At 63.3% G+C, this 20,001-nt stretch carries 10 protein-coding genes and 2 pseudogenes; 11 read left to right on the forward strand and 1 reads right to left on the reverse strand.

Annotation, left to right across the window (positions count from 1 at the left end):
• Nucleotides 1-9: 9 nt before the first annotated feature.
• On the reverse strand, nt 10-1,323 hold the full coding sequence (locus ABZ459_RS28830) for a serine/threonine-protein kinase (protein WP_357976561.1): 1,314 nt from the start codon (nt 1,321-1,323) through the stop codon (nt 10-12).
• A 109-nt stretch (nt 1,324-1,432) separates the two neighbouring features.
• On the opposite strand from ABZ459_RS28830, the gene ABZ459_RS28835 reads away from it, so the two are divergent.
• The 11 genes and pseudogenes from ABZ459_RS28835 to ABZ459_RS28885 all read left to right on the forward strand — a co-directional run bounded on the left by ABZ459_RS28835 (nt 1,433) and on the right by ABZ459_RS28885 (nt 17,537).
• Nucleotides 1,433-3,160 carry a PD-(D/E)XK nuclease family protein gene (locus ABZ459_RS28835; protein ID WP_357976564.1) on the forward strand — a complete coding sequence of 576 codons (1,728 nt, stop codon included), beginning with the start codon at nt 1,433-1,435 and terminating at the stop codon, nt 3,158-3,160.
• Complete coding sequence (locus tag ABZ459_RS28840) at nt 3,112-4,083, forward strand: hypothetical protein (RefSeq protein WP_357976567.1); 972 nt, start codon at nt 3,112-3,114, stop codon at nt 4,081-4,083. Before ABZ459_RS28835 ends, ABZ459_RS28840 begins: the two co-directional genes overlap by 49 nt.
• 9 nt (nt 4,084-4,092) lie before the next feature.
• The gene (locus ABZ459_RS28845; protein WP_357976570.1) at nt 4,093-7,818 is read left to right on the forward strand and encodes a hypothetical protein; all 3,726 of its coding nucleotides are present in this window, start codon (nt 4,093-4,095) and stop codon (nt 7,816-7,818) included.
• Nucleotides 7,815-10,541, forward strand: a complete 2,727-nt coding sequence (locus ABZ459_RS28850; RefSeq protein WP_357976573.1) for a DUF3962 domain-containing protein — start codon at nt 7,815-7,817, stop codon at nt 10,539-10,541. The genes ABZ459_RS28845 and ABZ459_RS28850 overlap by 4 nt, the downstream gene beginning before the upstream one ends.
• A gap of 243 nt (nt 10,542-10,784) precedes the next feature.
• Complete coding sequence (locus ABZ459_RS28855) at nt 10,785-12,515, forward strand: IS1634 family transposase (RefSeq protein WP_357976576.1); 1,731 nt, start codon at nt 10,785-10,787, stop codon at nt 12,513-12,515.
• A 473-nt stretch (nt 12,516-12,988) separates the two neighbouring features.
• Nucleotides 12,989-13,711: a hypothetical protein gene (locus ABZ459_RS28860; RefSeq protein WP_357976579.1), complete on the forward strand. Its 723-nt coding sequence runs from the start codon at nt 12,989-12,991 to the stop codon at nt 13,709-13,711.
• Between the two features lie 161 nt (nt 13,712-13,872).
• Nucleotides 13,873-14,690: pseudogene (locus tag ABZ459_RS28865) on the forward strand (transposase family protein).
• 42 nt (nt 14,691-14,732) lie between these two features.
• Nucleotides 14,733-14,996: pseudogene (locus ABZ459_RS28870) on the forward strand (NucA/NucB deoxyribonuclease domain-containing protein); the annotation flags it as partial.
• Nucleotides 14,997-15,055: 59 nt separating this feature from the next.
• Nucleotides 15,056-15,541 (forward strand): hypothetical protein, encoded by a 486-nt coding sequence (locus tag ABZ459_RS28875; protein ID WP_357976583.1) that lies wholly within the window; start codon nt 15,056-15,058, stop codon nt 15,539-15,541.
• A gap of 1,116 nt (nt 15,542-16,657) precedes the next feature.
• Nucleotides 16,658-17,041 carry a DUF6236 family protein gene (locus tag ABZ459_RS28880; RefSeq protein WP_357976597.1) on the forward strand — a complete coding sequence of 128 codons (384 nt, stop codon included), beginning with the start codon at nt 16,658-16,660 and terminating at the stop codon, nt 17,039-17,041.
• A 10-nt stretch (nt 17,042-17,051) separates the two neighbouring features.
• The gene (locus ABZ459_RS28885) at nt 17,052-17,537 is read left to right on the forward strand and encodes a DUF6236 family protein (RefSeq protein WP_357976586.1); all 486 of its coding nucleotides are present in this window, start codon (nt 17,052-17,054) and stop codon (nt 17,535-17,537) included.
• The last annotated feature ends 2,464 nt before the right edge of the window (nt 17,538-20,001 follow it).

A 20,001-nucleotide genomic window follows, 5' to 3' on the forward strand; every position in this document is an offset into this window, starting at 1 on the left:
CCTCGCCCGTCATTCTTTCTCCAACTCGTATTTCTTCAGCAGATCGCGCACTTCCACTGACCGTCTGTCCCGTCTACCCAGTTTGGTGTATAGAATCCGAAGCATGTTCCTTAGCTCGCCGACCGCCTCCCCCACGCGCCCCGCATCGTGGAGCCACTCCGCGTAGAGCCGCCAGGCCCGCTCAGCCCCTTTCCCCACATCGCCCTGCTCCCGTTTCGCCTCCTCCATCACATGCTTCAAAAGACGGAGTGCCGCGTCACGGTCGCCCGAGTCCCAGAGCTCGCGCGCACGTCCCAGCTGCGCGTACTCCGCCGACATGGCGACCCCCGCCACGTCGACCGTCGCCGGCCGGGGACTGCCATCCGGTCGCGCGAGCGGAGCGAACGGCGTTCTGAATGGCAGCGTGACATCGAACTCCACATGACGCCCAATGCCCGGAGCACCGGTCACGGGGACATACCTCCGCATCAGGGCCGACACCTCGCGGGCACCGGCGAGACGCTCCGCCGGATCCTTGACTAACAACCGGCCGACCACTTCACTCAGGCCTGGCGGAACCGCCGGCCTCCGTTCACACAAGGGCTCCGGGTCCTCGTACAGATGCGCGGCGTCGAGGCTCGTAGCTGTGTCCACGTGGAACATAGGTCCCCCCAGCAGCTCATACACGACGATTCCCAGTGCATAGAGATCGGCCGCCGCACCTCCCGGGCTGGCTCCCTTCAGAACCTCCGGCGCCATGTACCCGCTCGTTCCCGGGCTGGAGTACTTGCTCTTGGTTATCCTCGATGTCTCCGAGTCGACGATGAACGCCACACCGAAATCGATGATTTTGATCATTCCTGAGGGAGCGACCATGAGGTTCGCCGGTTTGAGATCGCGATGCACGATGTTCGCGTCATGTGCCACGGCGAGCGCCGAACACAGCTGCACAGCCAGACACGCCGCCTCCTCCGGTTCAAGGAAGCCGCCCCGCTCCTCCTGCAGGTCCTCAACAGTCTTCCCCTCGATGTACTGCATCACCAGGTAGGGCATCTCCCCTCCCGAGGGGCCGCGCCAGACGCCTCGGTGGTGAACGGCCGGGATCGCCGGATGATCGAGCGCAGCCGTCGCCAGAGCCTCCCGTTCGAATCGTCGGCGAAACTCCTCATAGTCCTCCGTTGAGATCGCATCAGTCCCACCGATAGCGGACTGCTCGCTCGTGAACTTGATCGCGACTTTCCGCCCGAAGTCCTCATCCCGCGCGAGCCAGACATCGCCCATCCCTCCACGTCCCAGTCTGCGTTCGATCTCGAAACGGCCGTGGATTTTGTCCCCAATGTCCATCACACCTCCTATGTGGCTGCTCATGCAGCTAACAAGGCTTTTGACCAGCAACTTAATCGGCCCTCATGCGTCGCGAAAGCTATGCTAACCTGACTCCCCCGGAGGTCAGATGAGCCCGTTTAACCACGAACACGACAATGCCGTCATCCGTGTCTATAGCAGCTCGGCCACAACTTCTCAGAAGAGTTGCCCGACCTACCTGGCGGCCAAAACTGACTACTCAGTGAAGCGGCAAGTGAGAAAAAAATTTTCACGTTTCGCCGGCGTTGCCTTCGCACCCTTCAATGCCGTTCTCGAACTCGTCGAAAACCATCAGGTACCGCTGGACGAAGCCTTCTCGCGCCTTCCTGTCCGCGGCGACGCGGCGCGTGACATCGCCGGCGAACTGATCCCCGCACTGCACGAGGGGCTGCTGGCGTGGACACATGATGCAGTGCACAACTACCTTCGTGCGCTCCAGGAGGACTATCACCTCCAGACCGCGGCCGACCTCAGGCCAGCCGGGCCCTGGGTGCGGCAGTATCCCTCCAGCGGCGCTGCGGTCACCTCCCGTGTCCAAGAGCTCTGCGCGTGGGGACGCGGCTACGTCTATCGCCACGGGGACGACATCGTCCGCGAGCTCCGCATCCCGGCCATGGGCAAGGCGGGCACCAAGCGACGCACCGACGCGGAGCTGGCCACCGCCGCCCATGTACTGGCCTCCGGATCGTGTGTCGACCGGGAAGTCGTGAACAGGAACCCCGGCCCATACCGTGGTGGCAAACCCTTCCCGCTTCTTCCCTTTACTGCTTCGCCCCCTGCCTCCGTGCTCCCGAGCCGGGTCCGCCTCGTGGAGATCGGATGCATGGACGGGTTACCGCGGATGCTCTACGACGATACGGCCGAAGCCGCCCAGGCCTTCTTCGTCTCAGAGGCGGCCGACGTCCTGAGCGCACTCCGCCGTCCGGTCACAGAGGTCGCGGGACGTGACTGCCTTGATTGCAAAGTCCGGTCGGAGTGCCGTCGGCTGCACCGCGCTCCTGGGTTCTTAGACATCCGTGACTCATCCCGCCCGAGGCGGATTTGGTCGGCGACAACCGGAAGGTACTTCAGCGACTGTCCTGCCAAGGCGCATTTCCGCGCGCTGAGTCTCCCACCCGATGAGGAGTCCGAGAAGACTGCGTTCGTACGCCGGGGCCATGCCGTCCACGCGTGGCTGAAACGGCTCCATAGCAGGAAACCCATAAGGCCATGCGCTCCAGACGACCTCCCAGAGAACCCCGACTTTTGGTCGGTGGACGAGTGGACGTTGGAAGACGAGTACGCGCGGAGCGGAGCGGCGATGCTCGCGGCCCATTTGGAGGTGTGCCCCTTTCTGGACACGGCACCCGACAGCCCTGCATACCCTGAGCAGACGGTAGCCGCCGACGACCGGCATGCGGATGTTCTCATCGTGGCGGACGCGGATCTCCTCTACCGGCGCCACGGTTCATGGGTCTACCGCGAGCTGAAAACCACGTCAAGCGGCTTCGTCGCCGATGGTGCCGACCTACTGACCCGGTACTCGCAGCTAGCGCTGGCTGTACTTCTGTTCAAGGCCGGGGCGATTCCCGCCGGCCCGGGCTCCGCCGTCGAGCTGGAGCTACTTACGCCTCTTGGACCCGACATCCGGGTGATCGACCCCAACTCGATGCCGGTTCAGGAGCGGGCCGAATCCATAGTGCACAGCCTTGCCCGGAGCTGGCATCCGGACGATGAACATCTCCCGACGCCCAGCGAGGAGGTCTGCAGCCGCTGCTCCTACCACCGATGGTGCCCAGTGTCGCCGAGAAACAGATCGGACCGGAGCGCTCCGTGACGGATGTTCCATTCCCTTCGTCCGCGCCCACCGCCCTCGACCATGCCATGGGCGAGGCCTACAACGAAGCCGAGTCCCGGCGCATCATCGGCATGGTGGCCGCGACGGTGGCACAGCTGGCGGACTGGCCGAAGGAGAAGGCTTTCAGCGTTCCTTACCCTCCGCTAGCCCAGTATGTGCTTGACCGTATCGCCCTCATCGGGGTGCTGAGGCATCCAGCTGGATATCAGCTGACGCCCTACCGCGGACGTCTTAGCTGCCCTCGAACGCTGGCGGATCTCATGGCCTTGTGCTGGAGCAGCCCCATAGAAACTTGGCCGTTCCTCAGCCTCCCCGATGACGAAGATCTGGCCGGGCTACTCGTCGAACTCGATCCGGTCCGGCCGTCGGAGCTCTGCCTCGGGCTCTCCCTGAAGTACGCCCACCCAGACGCACCCGACAAAAGCCTAGAACAGCTCGCGCTGCTGGAAGCTCGTGCGCTCTACGAAGAAGCCGGCCACCTCGACGGTTTCCCGGAGTTGCGCGAATGGCTGATCGCCCATCCCGTTCTGTCCAAACAGGAGATCGCTCTTCTGAAACTGAAGCGAATCGGGGGCTTGCAGGTAACAGACGAGCTGATCGACACTCTCTTCCTTCGTGTTCACGAGCGGTACTTCAGCTCCACGGACGAGATAGCCGTCTGTGGCCACTGCGGCCTGGTCCTGGTGCCTATCAAAGATGGCTCCGGAGAGCGCTGGCAGTGCGAGACCACGAAGTGTCGCGGCCGACGCAGCGTACTGATCGGCAACGTGCGTCACGCTGCGGAGAACCTCCACCACGCCGCCCGGCCGATCCGCGAGTTCGTCATCGCAGGCCCCCAGCTCCGAGCCTCAGAAGACTCCAGCCGCCAAGCTCCAAGCCCGCTCAGGGATGTCGAATGCTGAAAGGCTCGCATGCGTAACCTCCGCGACCACTTCCGTGAGGCGTTGTCGACCATGCCTGCCGCAGAAGCCGCCGAATACAACGAGCTCGGCAAGAAGCTCGATTACACCGTCGAGCTCGGGCTCCATGTCATCGAGTTGGTCAACCGGCAACTCGCTCCCATCGACGGATGGCCCTTGTTCGGCGGGTACCCCTTTTCTCGCGCCCGAGGCATTGTCCCGAGCCGCCCGGATGACAGGCTTCGCCAGATTCTGCGCGCGGCCCGATACCACTTGGAGTCCATGCACCGGCGGGAGGTCTGGCGTTCCGCTCTGCAGCGGTACCGGCAACTGCCGCCGCGGCACCGCTTGTACGATTTCGCGGAAAGCCTGGCCTGGCCGGCGGTTCAGCGAGAACCCTCGCTCGCAGCGCATCGTCTAGAGCTGTACGACGCCCTTCTGAGCTCTGCACCGCCCTTCACCACGAGTCGAATCACCATCGCGGAACCGGGTCCGCATCTCTTCCATGGGCGCACCAGCGGTGCTCAGTACATCACCATCCCCGAAGACCTGCCGCCTCCGGTGGACTCCCGTCTCCCCTTGGAGGTCCAGCACCTCCGGAAGCCCTTCAACCAACCGGTGGAAGCGCTCCGGCAGACCGCCAAGAAGATGGCGGACCTCGACCAGTCGAATGAGGGCCAGTCCAAAGCGCTCAGGGACTGGGAATCGCGCTATCTCGCGATGGAGCTCTCCACATTGAACGAGGAGAGCGGACGCTTCGCCAAAGCGGATCGCCTGATCGTCGACGGTCTGCTCAACCTGATCGGAATTCCGGGAGTGGGTAAGAGCACGCTGCGTGACATCCTCGCCACTCACGCCGTGGCCGAGTTGGGACAGCGTGTCGTCCTCGTAGTCGGCGACGTCGCCGAGGCGCTCCGTGTGGCACAAGGTTTCAACAAGCTGCGTGCAGCCGCCGACCGGAAAATTGAGGAAGGCGACAAGGCGTATGCCGGATGGGACAGGCTGCACGCGATCCCTCTCATCGGAGCATCCACCCGCGAGCAGCACACCAGACGGCTGCATCGGCGGCTCCGGCAGGTCTCCCCGCTGCCTCTTCTGCAGCAGGACGCCGCGTTCGCGTACCTGAGCACCGCCTGCCCGCTCAGCGCACTGCGGGGTGCGGAGTCGGACGGGCCTCTGCCGTACCTGGAGGCTCCATGCCAGTCGATGAGCCCGTTGGACCAAGCCTCCCAAGGAAGCGGATTCGCCGCGGATCTCATGGAGGAAAAGCGGAAGCCCCGACGGGGATGTCCGATGTGGAGCCACTGCCCGAGGCATGATGCCGCGCGGGGGCTCCGCGAGGCGACCATCTGGGTCGCCACTCCTGAGGCACTCACGGTCTCATCGGTTCCTGTTCAGCAGAACCCTGAACGCATTCGCTACCTGGAGGTGGCCTGCAGGACCGCAGATCTGCTGATCGTCGATGAAGCCGACCAGGTCCAGATCAGATTGGATCACCTGTTCGCCCCGACCGCGACGTTGTACAAGCGGGGGGACGACTCCTGGCTGGACGAGATCAATCGGCACAATGTCGCCGAGTTGGCACGCGAGGGCCGCATCCAGCTTTCCAGCGAGATGGTCCAGCAATGGACCGCCGCGCTGGACACCGTATCGACCGCGGCCAATCGCATCTACGCCATGATCGTGAGTGACGACGAACTTCGCGAGTGGCTGGGATCGGATCTCTTCACCGTTTGGTCGCTCCAGCTTGAGCTCGTCGGCCAGTGGCCTGCGACCCGACTGCCCGACCGGGTTCCGTCAGCAGCCGAGCGGGCGAACCCCAAACACGAGACGAGGCAGGAGGCGAGCGCGAGGCTGCTGGCCCACCTGAGTCAGGACCCTGGTGTCGCTCAGGAGTCCCGCGACAAGCGACGCGAGGCGATCCTGAAGATACTCGACGACTTCCGTGATGATCCCGTTGGCGACAACGACGAGGCCGAACTCTCCGACGACGCGCCGGCCGGGGAAACGCTCCAGCTCCAAGAGCTCGCCCGGCGTCTGGTCACCAGCAGGCCAGGCAGCCCGAGAGTGGCCGAGGAACTCAACACCCTCCTCTCCCAGCTCGCAAGCTTGCGTGACCCTGATGCGCTCTCCGGCCTGGATCTGGACGCTGAGGTGAGAGAAAACGTCAAGGAGGAGCTCCGTCGGGAACGCCGTAGGTTCGAGTTCACGCTGCTCGTGGCGATCATGCACGACCGGCTGAATCTACTGACGACGCTCTGGCCCAGAGTGGAGATCGCGCTCAATCTCGATCCCTCCGCCAATGCGCTCTATCACAGCTCCCCGGCCGACTACGCTCCTGTGATCCCCGAGTCCCCTATGGGAAACATCCTGGCGTTCCAGTTCGTCCCCGACGCCAGGGATGTCTACGCCAAGACGGGCGAGCTGAGGTTCATCCGGTGCACAGGAGTGGGCCGAGAGCTTCTGTCCGTCCTCCCGACCCTGCACGACGTGGACGGCAGCCATGGCCCCAACGTAGTGCTGATGTCCGGAACGAGCTGGGCGGGCGCATCCACCCGCTATCACCTCGCCGAGCCGGTGAAAGCGGTGCTGCATGCCAAGGCACGCGAAGAGGAACCGGGGGAACCCTCCATCCCGGAGATTTCCATGTTCACCTCCTTCGTCTATGACGCCGTCGAGGACGCCGCGCCAAAGGACCCGATGAGACCTCTGCAGCTCTCCGGCACGTCTTCCAATCGGAACGACGTGTTGTGGAAGATGCTTCGCGGCCTCGCCGATCCAGATCCGACGGACAAAGGCGGGCGTTCCAGGTTCACGCAGGAACTGGGGAAGCTGCCTCCCAGCCGTCAGCATCTGCTCGTACTAACCGGCAGCTACAAAGACGCTAAAGAAGCGGGCCGAGCTCTCCAAAGCATCAGAGAGTGGAGGGACAGGATCTGCGTCCTCATCTCAGATGACGATGAGGCCCCCGACGTCCCGCGCCACGACCAGGACGGCAGCCGGGACGCTCCGACGCTCCGTCGCGGCGACCTCGCCACATTCGGCGCCACCAAATACACCATCCTTATCGCACCGCTCCAGTCGGTCGAACGCGGGCACAACATTCTCAATGACCAGGAGAAGGCACTCTTCGGATCGGTCTACTTCCTGGCCCGTCCCCTTCCCACGCCTAGCGACGTCAGTGTGCTCATCCACGCGCTCAACGATCTGACCGTCCGCCGTACCCGTCCCGGCGGTGCCTTCGACCAAGTCGTCCAGAACGCGACGTCGCTGGACGCCGCCGGTCTGGAGTGGCGGAAGCAGGCGCGCAGGGAGTTGCACTGGCTCGCCAACCGGGAGTTGATGTGGAAGCGACTGAGCGACGCCGACCGCGAGTACCTCACATGGGACCTGCTCGTAGTGATGTGGCAGGTGATCGGCCGGCTGACGCGGGGCGGCGTGAGTGCTCGTGTGCACTTCGTGGACTCGGCCTTCGCTCCGCGGCGTGCCGCCGGACTGCGCAGGGACAACCCGCGTTCCAGTCTGCTGGTCAGCATGCGCGACGTCCTGGCCCCTTACTTCGGGGACGCGCCGGAGTGGCAACGCCGTCCCGCTCCTCCGCATCGGCTTCCCGCAACCGAGGCGAACATCTATCTCGCGGACGCCCTCTACCGGCCGCTCTACGACGGCCTGAAAAAGCTTCTGCTGAGGTCTCCCGAGGCCGTCCCCCTCCACGGCGCCGAGAGGAGATGGCAATGACGTACGAATCGATCACCCTGACCGCCTACCAGCCCTCAGAGAACTCACTGCTCAAGCCCTTCCAGGTCCTGCACGTCCCGAAAGAGCTACGGGCGGCGTTCGCGGAGGCCCACCGGTCAGGGCTCGCCGACATTCCTGAAAATCAGGTCAGGACCTTTCCCATAAGGTCGCTCAATGCGCTCCTCCCCCTGGCCGCACCGGATGTGATCTCGGTGGGCCAGCGGGTCTCCATGGAAGATGATGTCCCGTGGCTCTACGCGCATCACCCCGTAGACAACCGGATCGTCCAAGGGCTGCTGGGAGTCTGGCTCCTCGGCATGCGCGGCACGGAGGACCTCCGTGAACACGCCTACGACCTTCTCATGAGGACCGCACTACCATGGCAGGCCAAGTTCATCGATCTGGCCGGGCGTACGTTGAGTGACGGCAAGACCGCCCAGCCCGAGCCATCCTTGTACCACCTGCTTCCCGACTACGTGGCCCGCCTCATCCGGCGGCGTGGCGAGTTCAGGGGAGCAGGTGGACGCCCCTGGTCGTTTCTCGAGGCCCCGACTACCGACCGGCGAGCGGAGCTCGTTTCATGGCCCCCGCGTGGCGATCTGTCGGAAACTCCAGGGGCGCTGTTCTCCTACGTCATCACCATCACGGTACAGACCGTGCCGTTCACCTCGCAGTTCCGGCTGCACGTGCGGACGGGCGTCCGACGCTGGGTGACCGAAGTGAACGCCCAAGGCACCGTCTACACAGCAGGCCGTTCGGCGTCCGTTCACGTGATCACCGACACGCAGTGGCCCGGAGAATCGGGGGACAGCACCCGGATCGCGATCCACCGCCTTCGCTACGACGTCAGGAGAGCCGAGCACACGTGGCGGGCCATCGACAGGCCCGACCTGCTCCCAGCAGCCAGCCTGGTGCGCTCCGCGGTGGATGCAGCGGATCTCGGAAGGAATCCCAGAAAATACCTGGACGGACTCACCGGAATCAGGGCAGGTATTCCGCACCACTCAACCATGGGAACCCACGAAGTGGGCGCCGGGCTCATGTCCGCGGACAGAGTGCCGCTCATGGCGTGGATCGACGAGGCAATCTCCCCTGAGTTCACCCGGACTCCCGCTTGCCGTCGCGCTTCTTGGCCCGCCAAGCCATCCAACGCGCCGAAGAAGATCCTGGCGCCCAGGAAGGCAGCCCAGGCCGATCGCGTGCGGATCCTGGAGCACAAGAAGGCGGAGCAGGCGGTCAGGGATGCCGTCGAACGACGTCGACTGCTCAGGGAGGCACTCGGGGGCGCACCACTGGTCGCCCGCGTCCATTGGCAGGAAGAAGCGACTCGCGACGCCCTGATCACGTCCCTTAGCAGCTTGCTCGACCTGCCCACTCCAGACAGTGCGGACGAGACCCTCACTTGGCGAACGCCTGAACTCGACGTAATCCTGCAAGTACGGTCTACCGGGGACATCGGCGCCGCCCTAGAGGTCAGCGCCATCAAGACACCCAGCAGCAAAGAGTTGGGGGAGGCCATCGCCAAACGGCGGAGCGAGATCGTGAACACCATGAACAACGAGAAGGGGCCCAGACCACTGGTCTCGCTGGTAGAGATTGATAAAGATTTCAAGATCAAGCGTTCTGACTCGAAGTTCGCCGTCCGGCTGGGCTACGCCGACGCCGGAGTGATCACCCAGTTCCTCCAAACCGCCGTAGACAAGGCTCTGATAAAGAACCGCCCCCACCGCGCGAAGATGGCGTGGATCGACGCGTTTCGACAGCTCGGAGCCTCACGCGTTCCGCGGCACACTTTCGTGGACACATTCCCAGGGGATCTGCAGTACGTCGCCGTATGGATGGCGAAACGCAGGAAGGATGGCCCCACTCGCCGGGCCATCCGGCAACTGCTCGCCATCAGGGTGCGTCCGGCGGATGGCGTACGCGGAGTGTCGGGTTGGATCGCGGACGAACGCCGATGGGCGCCCTATCCCGAGTATCTGCTATGGCTGGCCAGAGGCGTCGACTCCCACGCCTCTGCAGACGAGATCGCGGCCGACGACGAAACTGCCGAAAACGGCACGCAGAGCTCCTTCTCTCAGTGGGACAAAGAGCAGAAGAACTTGCAGAGGAGAACGGCGGCCTTTCTCCGGCCGCTACTGGCGCAGCTGCGCGATCACCCGACACTCTTCATGGTTCATGCGCAGAATCTCCGTGGGGGTTGGCCATGGCTGAACAACGGCATGGTCATGCGGGATCACATCTGGGTCGACGACGGTGACCCCATACCCGTCGCCCTTTGGGGGAATCGGCTGCGTCTCCTGCGGGTGAGGGACAGCAGCCGCGACGAAACCCCTCAGTGGTACGCCACGGACGGCAATCACGGGATCCCGGCCGGCCTCTGGCCCCTCACCGAGGCGCACGGCGAACGGGTCTTCTACAGCTCCACAGATCGACCCGGCACCGCGAAGAAGGCATCCATCAAGGCACGGAAGGAGGGTGTGCGGACTGACCGGACGGGCAAGGAAGTCCGGGACACCGACAAGAACGCCTTCAACCCCAATCTGCTGGAGATCGCGGTCCTCGCCTGCCAACGCGGAGAAGAGCCCGGCGAGTGGGCCGCCTGCGTCCACCAGTTGCGCCACGCACCCGACATCGACGCACCCCTGGCCTTTCCCTTCCCTCTTCATCTAGCGAAGAAGGCTGTGGAATATGTGCTTCCCAACCCTAAGGACGATGCCTGACCGCAGCTCAGACCGAGAAGGAGATCCCGGGGACGTTTGCTGTCGGCGTCGCGGTGCCCGTAGAGCTTCGTGTGACGACGGTTAGGCCCGCGTTCCGCGTAATTCGACGAATCTAGAGGGCGGACAGGGCTGAACATGCAGGTCAACGAATTGGAGCATGGGTGACAACGAAGAAACGCCTAGAGACGCGATTTTGATGATTTGCCTGCGCTGACCTGGATCGTGGTCCTATGGTCTGGAGTCGTGTACGTGAAGACGACGAAGCGGGAGAACAAGTCCGGGACCGTCCGTTATCTGCATCTCGCCCATAACGAGTGGGACCCCATCAAGGGCCGGGCGGTGCCGAAGGTGCTGTTCACGTTTGGCCGCGAGGACGATCTCGACCGCGAAGCGATCAAGCGGCTGGTCGCGTCTCTATCCCGACTGCTGGACCCCGGCCAGGCACTGGCCTCCACAACGGCCTCGGACCTGGAGTTCACCTCCTCGGCCGCGTTCGGCGGCGCCCACGTGCTCGACCATCTGTGGCGCAGACTGCGGATCGATCAGATCGCCGCCCGGGTGGGGCAGCCCAAGCGCGGCCGCCGGCGGGACATGACCGCCACCGAGCGCGTGCTGTTCGCCCTGGTCGCCAACCGGGCACTGGCCCCATCCTCCAAACTCGCCGCGGCCGAGTGGATCAGCCAGGACGTGCACATCGACGGCTTGCCCGCCACCAGTGACGACGCCTGCTACCGGGCGATGGACTGGCTGCACGAGGTCAAGGACGACCTGGAAAAGCAGGTGTTCGACGAGGTGGCCAACCTGCTGAATCTGGAGGTGGACCTGCTGTTCTTCGACACCACCAGCACCTACTTCGAGCTGGAGGAGCCCGATGCTCCCGTCGCCCGGGACGAACGCGGTGACCGCCTGCCTGACGATGATGGTGACGCAGACGGCGAAGACGGCCAGGAGAACGCCGAGGCGGGGTTCCGGGCCTACGGCAAGTCCAAGGACGCTCGTGACGATCTGCCGCAGATCGTCATCGGCATGGCCGTGACCAGGGACGGGATCCCGGTCCGCTGCTGGTGCTGGGCCGGTAACGCCTCCGACCAGACCTTGATCCGCCAGGTCAAGGACGACATGCGAGACTGGACCCTATCCAAGATCGTATGGGTGACCGACCGCGGCTTCTCCTCCGCCGAAAACCGCCGTTACCTGCGGCAAGGCGACCACTCCTACATCATCGGCGAAAAGCTCCGCTCCGGCAGCCCCGAGGTTAAAGCCGCTCTGTCACGGCAGGGCCGCTACACCGAGATCTCCGGCAACCTGCGGATCAAAGAAGTGCGGATCAGCGAGACCGAACGGTTCGTCATCTGCCACAACCCCGAAGCCGCCGAGCGTGACAAGCACACCCGCGAACAACTCCTCGCCCAGTTGTCCGTCCTGATCGACGACACCGACCAGCTCAGCGAGTTCAAACGGGGCGAACTGCGCGGGAAGATCTCCGCCAAGCCCGGCCTGGCGCGCTACCTGCGCACCACCCCGGCCGGCAAGCTTCGCATCGACACCGCGAAGATCAAAACGGAGGAGAATCTCGACGGCAAGTACCTGCTGCGCTGCGCAGACCCGCATCTGAGCGCCGAGGACATCGCCGTCGGTTACCAGCAATTACTGGAATTGGAGCGAGGCTGGCGCGACATGAAGCAGATCATCGACCTGCGGCCGGTCTATCACCGGCTCGAAGAACGCATCCGCGCTCACGTCATCCTCTGCTGGCTCGCCCTACTCCTCATCCGGATCACCGAGACCACCACCGGCGCCACCTGGCGGGCCATACGCCGCGAGCTCGACCGGATCCACCTCGGCACCTTCACCGGATCCGCCGGCCTGTTCCGGCAGGTCACCGCCCTCACGAAGCCGCAACTCGACCTGCTGGCAACGCTCGGCATCCCCCGCCCCAAGCAAGTCATCGACCTGCAGCCCACACCCCGCTGACCAGCCCGAACACCACCGCCTAGAGAAACGCCCTCCAGGCGGCTACAACCATGTGAGCCCAGCTCAGAGCACTGATCTGCCTCTCTAGCTCACTGAATTACGCGGAACACGGGGAAATCGGTGTCCACGTTTATGGGGGAAGCCCCGTCTCCAGGCCAGGGACATCGGCCACTGTCCAGATCCCGCACGGGAAACTGAAGCCGGGCTGGAAGGTCCGCTGGCGTGCCCGGGGCACCCTCGCCGGAACCACTGGTGCCTGGTCGGACTGGCAGGAGATCACCATTGCCCAGAACGCACCGACGGCAGCCCGTACGCTCGCCGCCTCTTCCAACCCGACCGCTGCTGAGATCAAGAGAGTCCTGCCCGAAGGTCCCGCTCGTGCCAGCGACGTCAGCTACTCCGAATGCCTGTCCGACGCGCGGACGGCGACGAAGGCCGGCTACTTCAAGAACAGGTTCGCGTACTGCAGGACCGTGAAATGGTACTACCGCCTGTACGTCGGCGGCACGGTTGTCTCGGAGATCAAGGGACGGCTCCTTTTCCGGCTCCGCGCCGAACAGGATGCACGCACCTTCTCGATGACCAAGCATGTGTTCATCGACTCGAAGTACGGCGTGCTGACGAGCAGCACGGTGTCCTTCCCAACGCTGCTCAAAGACCCCGCCTATCCCGGCAATACCACCAACTGCGCACGCGGCGCCGCGACCGGCACTGGTGCCTACAGTCCGGACGCGTGGGCCGCTAACACCAACCAATGGCAGATAGTCGAGACCTTCTACGCCAACCGCCGCACGGGCTACCACGAAATCGGGGAATGCACGCTGACCGGCTCCATGAAGGTTCGCTTCACCGTGGTGACCGTCGGCATCGCCGACCCGGTTTCGGACACCGTGCGATGCGACAAATCCCCGTCGCTGGGTTGGCTCAACTCGAACGGTGGAGGCTGCGTCGTCATGGACGTCGTACCCGCATTCACCATGACCAGGACCGACCAGAACCCTAATGGGGTCTCCTTCCCCAACATCTATGACCACATCAAACGAGCGCTCGATCCCGCGCAGATGCAGAACACGAACCCGGTGCCGGGCGGGCAGATGTTCCCCGACATCTCTGGGCCGAAGAGCATCCCTGGTGGCAGCGCCAGAAGGCCACTCCACCGCACGCCGTACTCCAGTGAGGTGATCTCAGAGAAATAATTCGGGCGATTAGGGGATCTTCGGGACGCCCGGGGTGGCGTTTCGGACCTTCTGGGAGAAGTCGTCGAAGGCCGGAGATAGACGTGGAGCCTCCGGTAGATGAGTTCTCACCACAAGAATCCCCGCCAGCCGAAAGGCTCCACGTGATTGCTCATCGTGCCATGCTCGACGTCTCCCGCGCGCTGGTTCACCATGTTGCCCGGCTGCTGAGGGACGAACGTCGCCGGCTCGGCACCCCGAAGGGCAGTCGCGCCCTGACGCCGTTCTGGCAGGCGGTACTGGTCCTGCGCTGGTTCCGGGGTGAGAGCGACATCCCCAAGCTCGGCCGCGACCACCGCGTCTCCCGCGCCACCGCCTACCGCTACATCGCCGAAGGGGTCGACGTCCTCGCAGCTCAAGCACCTGATCTGCATGAGGCCCTGGACCGCGCTCAGGCCGACGGGCTGGCCTACGTGATCCTCGACGGCTCCCTGATCCTCACCGACCGCTGCGCCGAGCAGATCATCAGCGTCAAGGGCGAGCCCATCGACGCCTGGTACTCCGGCAAAGCCCACCAGCACGCCGGCAACCTGCAGCCCTCTCGGCGCCCAACGGGCTCCCGTTGTGGATCGCCGAGGTCGAGCCGGGCTCGGTGCACGACCTGACCGCTGCCCGCACGCACGTGCTCGGCGCCTTGTACGCCGCAGCCACGGCCGGCCTGCCCACCCTCGCCGACAGCGACTACGACGGCGCCGGGATCGGCATTCACACGCCCATCAAGCAGCCTGAGGGAAACCAGACTCTCAGCCCGGACAACCGCACCTACAACCGGCTCCTGCGCGCCCTGCGATGCCTCGGCGAACGCGGATTCGCCCTGCTCAAAGGCCGCTGGCGGATCCTTCAGCACATCACCGCCAGCCCCAGCGCGATCGGCGACATCGCCCGCGCCGCTCTTGTCCTCACCCATTTCGAGCACAACCACCTACCGGCAATTCGCTGAGATCACGTCAGTGACAACGAGGCGAACCGGGGTGCGGCACAGGAAGCCTGCAAAAAGGAGTTCGGCTGGCTTCCCGAGCAAGAGAAAAAGGGAAAGAGTTGCGATGAGTTCCCCTTCGCCGCAACCTGGGAAGGCGCGGCTTTCGCCTTGCCGCGGCACAACTACTCGGTTCACCTAATCCCGACCGAGGAGAATACGAAGCACGGAGTCGTCCTCGGCGCTTGGTTCAGCAACAACCGAATACTCTCTGTCTGGCGTGAGCCCGACACAGCATACGCCGACGCGTTCTATGTGAAGATCAACTGACTCCGTGAGCGGCAAACCGCCCGGGGCGCCTGGCGCCCCGGGCGGTTCATGGATGAGAGGTGAGTACGATCGCCGAAAGGACCGCCGTCCTGACCGGAGAGACGGCCATTAGTGACTTCTATGGGATTCAGGACATTGGCGTCGAGGAAGAAGGGTTACGGGACGAGCCCAGCCCCTGGGACTGCCCGCCCCTCGGCTCCGGTGAATGGGTGGCCACCAGTCCCAACATCGTACGGCCGAAGACCAGCCCGGGCGCCGCGCTCTGCATCTGCTGCGAGGGCTGGGACGAGGAACCGCCCGACGACGGCTCCTGGCCGCATGTCTGGACCGGCGAGATCTATCTGAGCACCGGCAGGATAAGCGCCCTCAGCATGACCGGCGGCTACATTCACCGCAACTGGGTCCTCGACCTCGGTCGTCGCGCCACCACCTGGCGAGTTCGCATTCGGCGCAAGTTCCTCGACAACGACCGAGAACCCCTCTTCCCCCGCGATATCTACCAGGTGGACCTGTACATGCTTCAGTTCTGGCCGCAGTCGACCTGAGCTCGTAGCGGGCTTCCGGAGACCCAAGTGGCCAAAACCGCGGTCTGACCAGGGGGAGCACGGTCACGCCCAAGCTCATCCCCTATTTCTCGCCTGATCACGGTCTTACGGCCGCATGCGGGCACTGTCGGTTCCTATCAAGGTCTGCGAAGCAAAAGACCTGCGGCACCCGCTTTAGGAGCCGCTCGAGCCGTATCCAATCCGATATATCTGCTCATAGGTGATATGTGGCTTCCGTTCGGTGTGACTCACCGCGTCGTAGATGGCCCCGTGCACCATGGCAGCGCTCCGGGACTGCTCCGGCGGCTGCTGCTGGGCGACGTCCCACATGGTGGTCTGGGCGTTCCTGTCCCAGACGACGACCGCGTTGGCCCGCGGCGCCCCGTCCGATGCGTACGCAACCGACGAACCCAAGCAGATCGGCGACCCGGCGACGATCCACGCGACGGCCACTCTGACGGCTTTCCGACGTAAGCCAGCGGTCAACTTGCATGACTTGAGTGAGACATGCGAGCAAAGTACTACGCCCGTCTCACCCGTCACAGCAGCCCAACGACCGAATAGCCGATTAGTGAGCGGGTCCAAAGCGCTGCGTTCTCGCTGGCGCGAGCCAAGCCGGTCGGCGTCTCCGTCCGCAGGGCGAGGGCGGGGTCCGGTACGGGTTCGCCGACCCACGAGTCCAGGCGCCGCACCATGCTGCAGACGGAGGCCTCTCCCGGTGGGGTCAGCGCACCGCTTTCGAGCAGGGTGGCCGTGACCTGGCGCGAGTAGTGAACCGCGCCCGGTCTGTTTGGTCTCCACCGAAGCCGGGGCGATTCAGGTGATCGGTTGCGAAGCGTCACTGGAGGAGCTGGAGGTCCAGTGGAACAGTGTGACGCGCAAAGCCTCCTGATTCCGGATGCCCACTAAACCGGATTGCGGGCCGCAACTCAGGTGGGATCCTTCAGATCATGGAAGTCCGAGGCTGCAAGTTTGGCGGAGGCGACTTGAGAAAACCCTTAATCTGTCTCTCTCGTTGAGAGACTATGAGGTATGCAGCGGATAGCCCTCTACTTCCCTTACATCAACATCCGTGATGATCGTTGGCTCAAGGCCGTAGCCCTATATTGGCCCGCGATGGCACGAATCGTGCCGTCGGGGTATCGGACTGGTGATTCGCACGTTGCAAGAGCACTGGTGGATGAGCTCAACTTCATCGTTGGCGTGGATCCAACAGCAGCAGCGACTGCAGTGTCGTCGGCCTTCACTCAGACCATAGGAAAGCAACCCGCTCTGCTCCAGCACCTGCGTCCCCGATCGCCTGGCAGCTTCCCTGAGCGTGCACGACTCACGCATGTGACGGCTACGCCACATGATAGGGCGACTCCTTCCAGAGAAGACCTGGACGGGGCGCCGGTATCCGCAGGTATCATCAGCCATGAGATTGACCCTGCTCTCCAAGAAGTGCTATTCGATACAGGCCTAGCCTATATGGGGGAACGCATCATAGGGGGGGCCTGAACGGTGGGTCGTGGTACACCCACAGATGGCCTGGGTATATAAATGCGCACTCACGATGGAGATCGCACGGCAGAACCAATTGCAGCCGATCACAGACCAGATTGAGACTCATGCAGCGGACCAGGACTGGACCGCCGACCGAATCGCTGACGCCTTGCTGACGTCACCCGGTGAGCAGGTGCCTCGACAGGTTCAGAAGATGCATGAAACGCTTGCTCTCCTAGCCCTCGAAGTCGCCCTTCCAGCCGACCTCGACAACATTCCCATCAAGAAAATCGTCCACCTGCGTCAGAAGCATGGAGCTGAGTTCGACGCTTTCGGGCAGCTAGTGACCGCTACGGTCACCGAGCTGGCCGATAGCCTTGGGGAAGTCAAGGACCCCGGTATTCTCGACCACTACGTGCGTCAGGAGGTCGAACGGCGATTCATACGCCCTCTGCATGACCTACGAAAAGCCATGCGAGGCGTTGGCGTCGAATCAGTCCTTGGGCGCTGAACACGAAGTTCGAGGTGCCGGCACTCGCTACCGTTGCTGCAGGGAGTGCCGCCTTCGCCGGTCACCCTCTTCTGGCCGGCGGAGCAGCAGCACTCGGGCTCTTCGGCGTCGTGCGCGGCGCCAGGAAGACACGAGCCGAGAACCTAGCAGCTTCCCCCGTAAGCTATTTGCTGCACGTCGGAAACCTGGGACCAAAGTCACTGGCTCGTAAAGTTGTCGGTGATGCCGCAGGTCGAACCTGGCGGGAGCTGCCGTAGGAGCGGGCGCGCCTCACCTGCCACCAGCTCGATTGTTGTATGAGTCTCGATGCGGGGACTGGTTCAGGGGCGTATCGGAGTTGCTGGTATCGACAGTCGCTGGAGGCAGCCATTCAAGTTCCAATTGATCTATGGCGTGATCGTATAGCTCAGCCAGAGTTCGCAGTCGCCTCGATAGGTTCATGCTCGCCACATACTTTGGAAGAGACGACATGCGAGGCTGCTGAACGCGGCTAGGGAGCTCTTCCGTGTCCTCTATTACCCAGGCATCACGGCAGAAATGCGAGTTCAGGAGCCATGAAGGGGTAGTTCCGCGCTGAGAATCCAGTTCATGCTCAACACTCTCGTTGCTTAAGCTTGGGAGGTGGAGAACCGGCGCTGTTACATGCCAAGTAGGGGCATTTGAGGTAGCGGTTGCTTTAATCTGCAGAGGGCTGGCGAGATTTAGCTGCCATTTTGACCAACACATGTGTGGAATGAGTGCACGCAGGCCGGCCGCGGACTCAACTGGGTGTAGCGCCTTCTCGCGTAGGCACTCACTGCTTCCACTAGTGGCATATCGGAAGAGAGTGCTGAGCTTAAAGGGGATGAGAAGGTGACGTGGTAGGACATGCGCCGTTGTGTGTTCTCTCGTTTTTGCCCACGTCCTTACCGCAGGCTGTGTTCGGAAGCCACTGGGGTCGTCCCAGGATATGGAGGCTGGCGTACCTTCAGGCCAGGAGAGCAGGGTCATGGAGAAGGTAGAACTGCAAGTTCCCCAGTGGTTCTCATGGACGTCCCAACTGCCGCTGGGATCGACAAAGTGCAAGGCCGTGAGGACGCCGACACCTGAAGGCTCAATTATGTCGCCACCTTGGCTGTGCATCATGGCTCGGACGGCAGTTGCCGTAGGGGCGACTAGTCTTGCCGATTCTCTGGGCAAGGCATACGGCATTTCATCTGTGGGTCTGCCGAAGGTGCGCAGAGTCAGCCATGGGGGACTAACCGGGACGATATCTGGCAAATGCCCAGTGGAACCACAATGGCCCGTTGGACGAGTCTGCCTGCACCAGCAACGCAGGATGTTAGTCCACAGTGAATCGGCGAGATCAGTCACACACGTGGAGGCCTTCTCATCGAGCAGGAAAAGCACTCTCCGGAAACGGTTGCCGCGCCCAGCATTTAACGAACTAGTCAAAAGCGTGTCCAGGAAGGCACGGGTTTTTCCGCTTCCTGCCTGGCCGTTGGCATGCGGAGGCATGAACTCCGCCAACACCTCGATGGCCCTCTGCGATATGGCTTGCTCCGATTGCGGTCGATCCATCGCCGCTAGCGCTGAGTCTGGGGTTTCGGCCGTGACTTCTACGCATGAAATGATCAACCGAGGATTCAGGGCGCGCCGATTGTTCGTTGTGTCAAGGTCGCCGGCGCCTACTTGCGCTGACGTCGTCGCAGGAACAGCTTCGCCTGGAGCAGAGCTTGTGACTACGCGCCCGGGTTCCATAACGGCATTCAGACGCTCCGGTCGGGATTGTTGCCATTCTGGCGTCACAAGTTCCTGCTCATCAGAGGCTGACGCAGATGCTTCCCTCGGTTCGATCAGCTTCGGTGACCGAGCCAAGACATCGCAGGGATATTCGTCAAGGCGATCCTGCGGCGCACCCATGCTGTTCGACCAGGAGAGCTCTCGGTCCAATGCCGCAGCACAGGCACGTAGCAAGGCCGGTGGAGCGTGGCCGACTCGCAAGAGCGCGGCCGAGATTATGGCTTGAGCCACATGGTCGGCCACATCAGCGATGACGCCCTCGTCAATCAGATACTGCAGGATGCAGGCAGCCCCTCCAGGTAGGGCGACCACATTACGGATGAGCTGCCTCGGCAACTGCAGCGAGGCCGGCAACGGAAGTACGTGACCAGGTGATGGGGACGTCGTAAGCGCTTGGAGAGACGCAGCGTGGGGACAAGGCGGAGGAGGTGGTAGATGCCGCATCGCTGCCTGTGGGGTGCGTTGGGTGCCGACGTTGCAGCCGCCCGGGTTCCGCGGCCGAAGCCTGAGTGCGGCCGTAGGCGTGGACTGGCACATCCGCACCAACATCAGCACGAGGTCGTCGAGATCGAAGGACGGTTGCGCAGTGAGGGGCCTCGGTGATTCCGGACAGCCGTCTTATGGCGTAGAGCCTATGCGGCCGCTTGGAGCGAGAGGGACTCGTTAAGTACCTCCAAGGGAG

The sequence above is a fragment of the Nonomuraea sp. NPDC005692 genome (assembly GCF_040631115.1).
In the GTDB taxonomy this organism is placed as follows: domain Bacteria; phylum Actinomycetota; class Actinomycetes; order Streptosporangiales; family Streptosporangiaceae; genus Nonomuraea.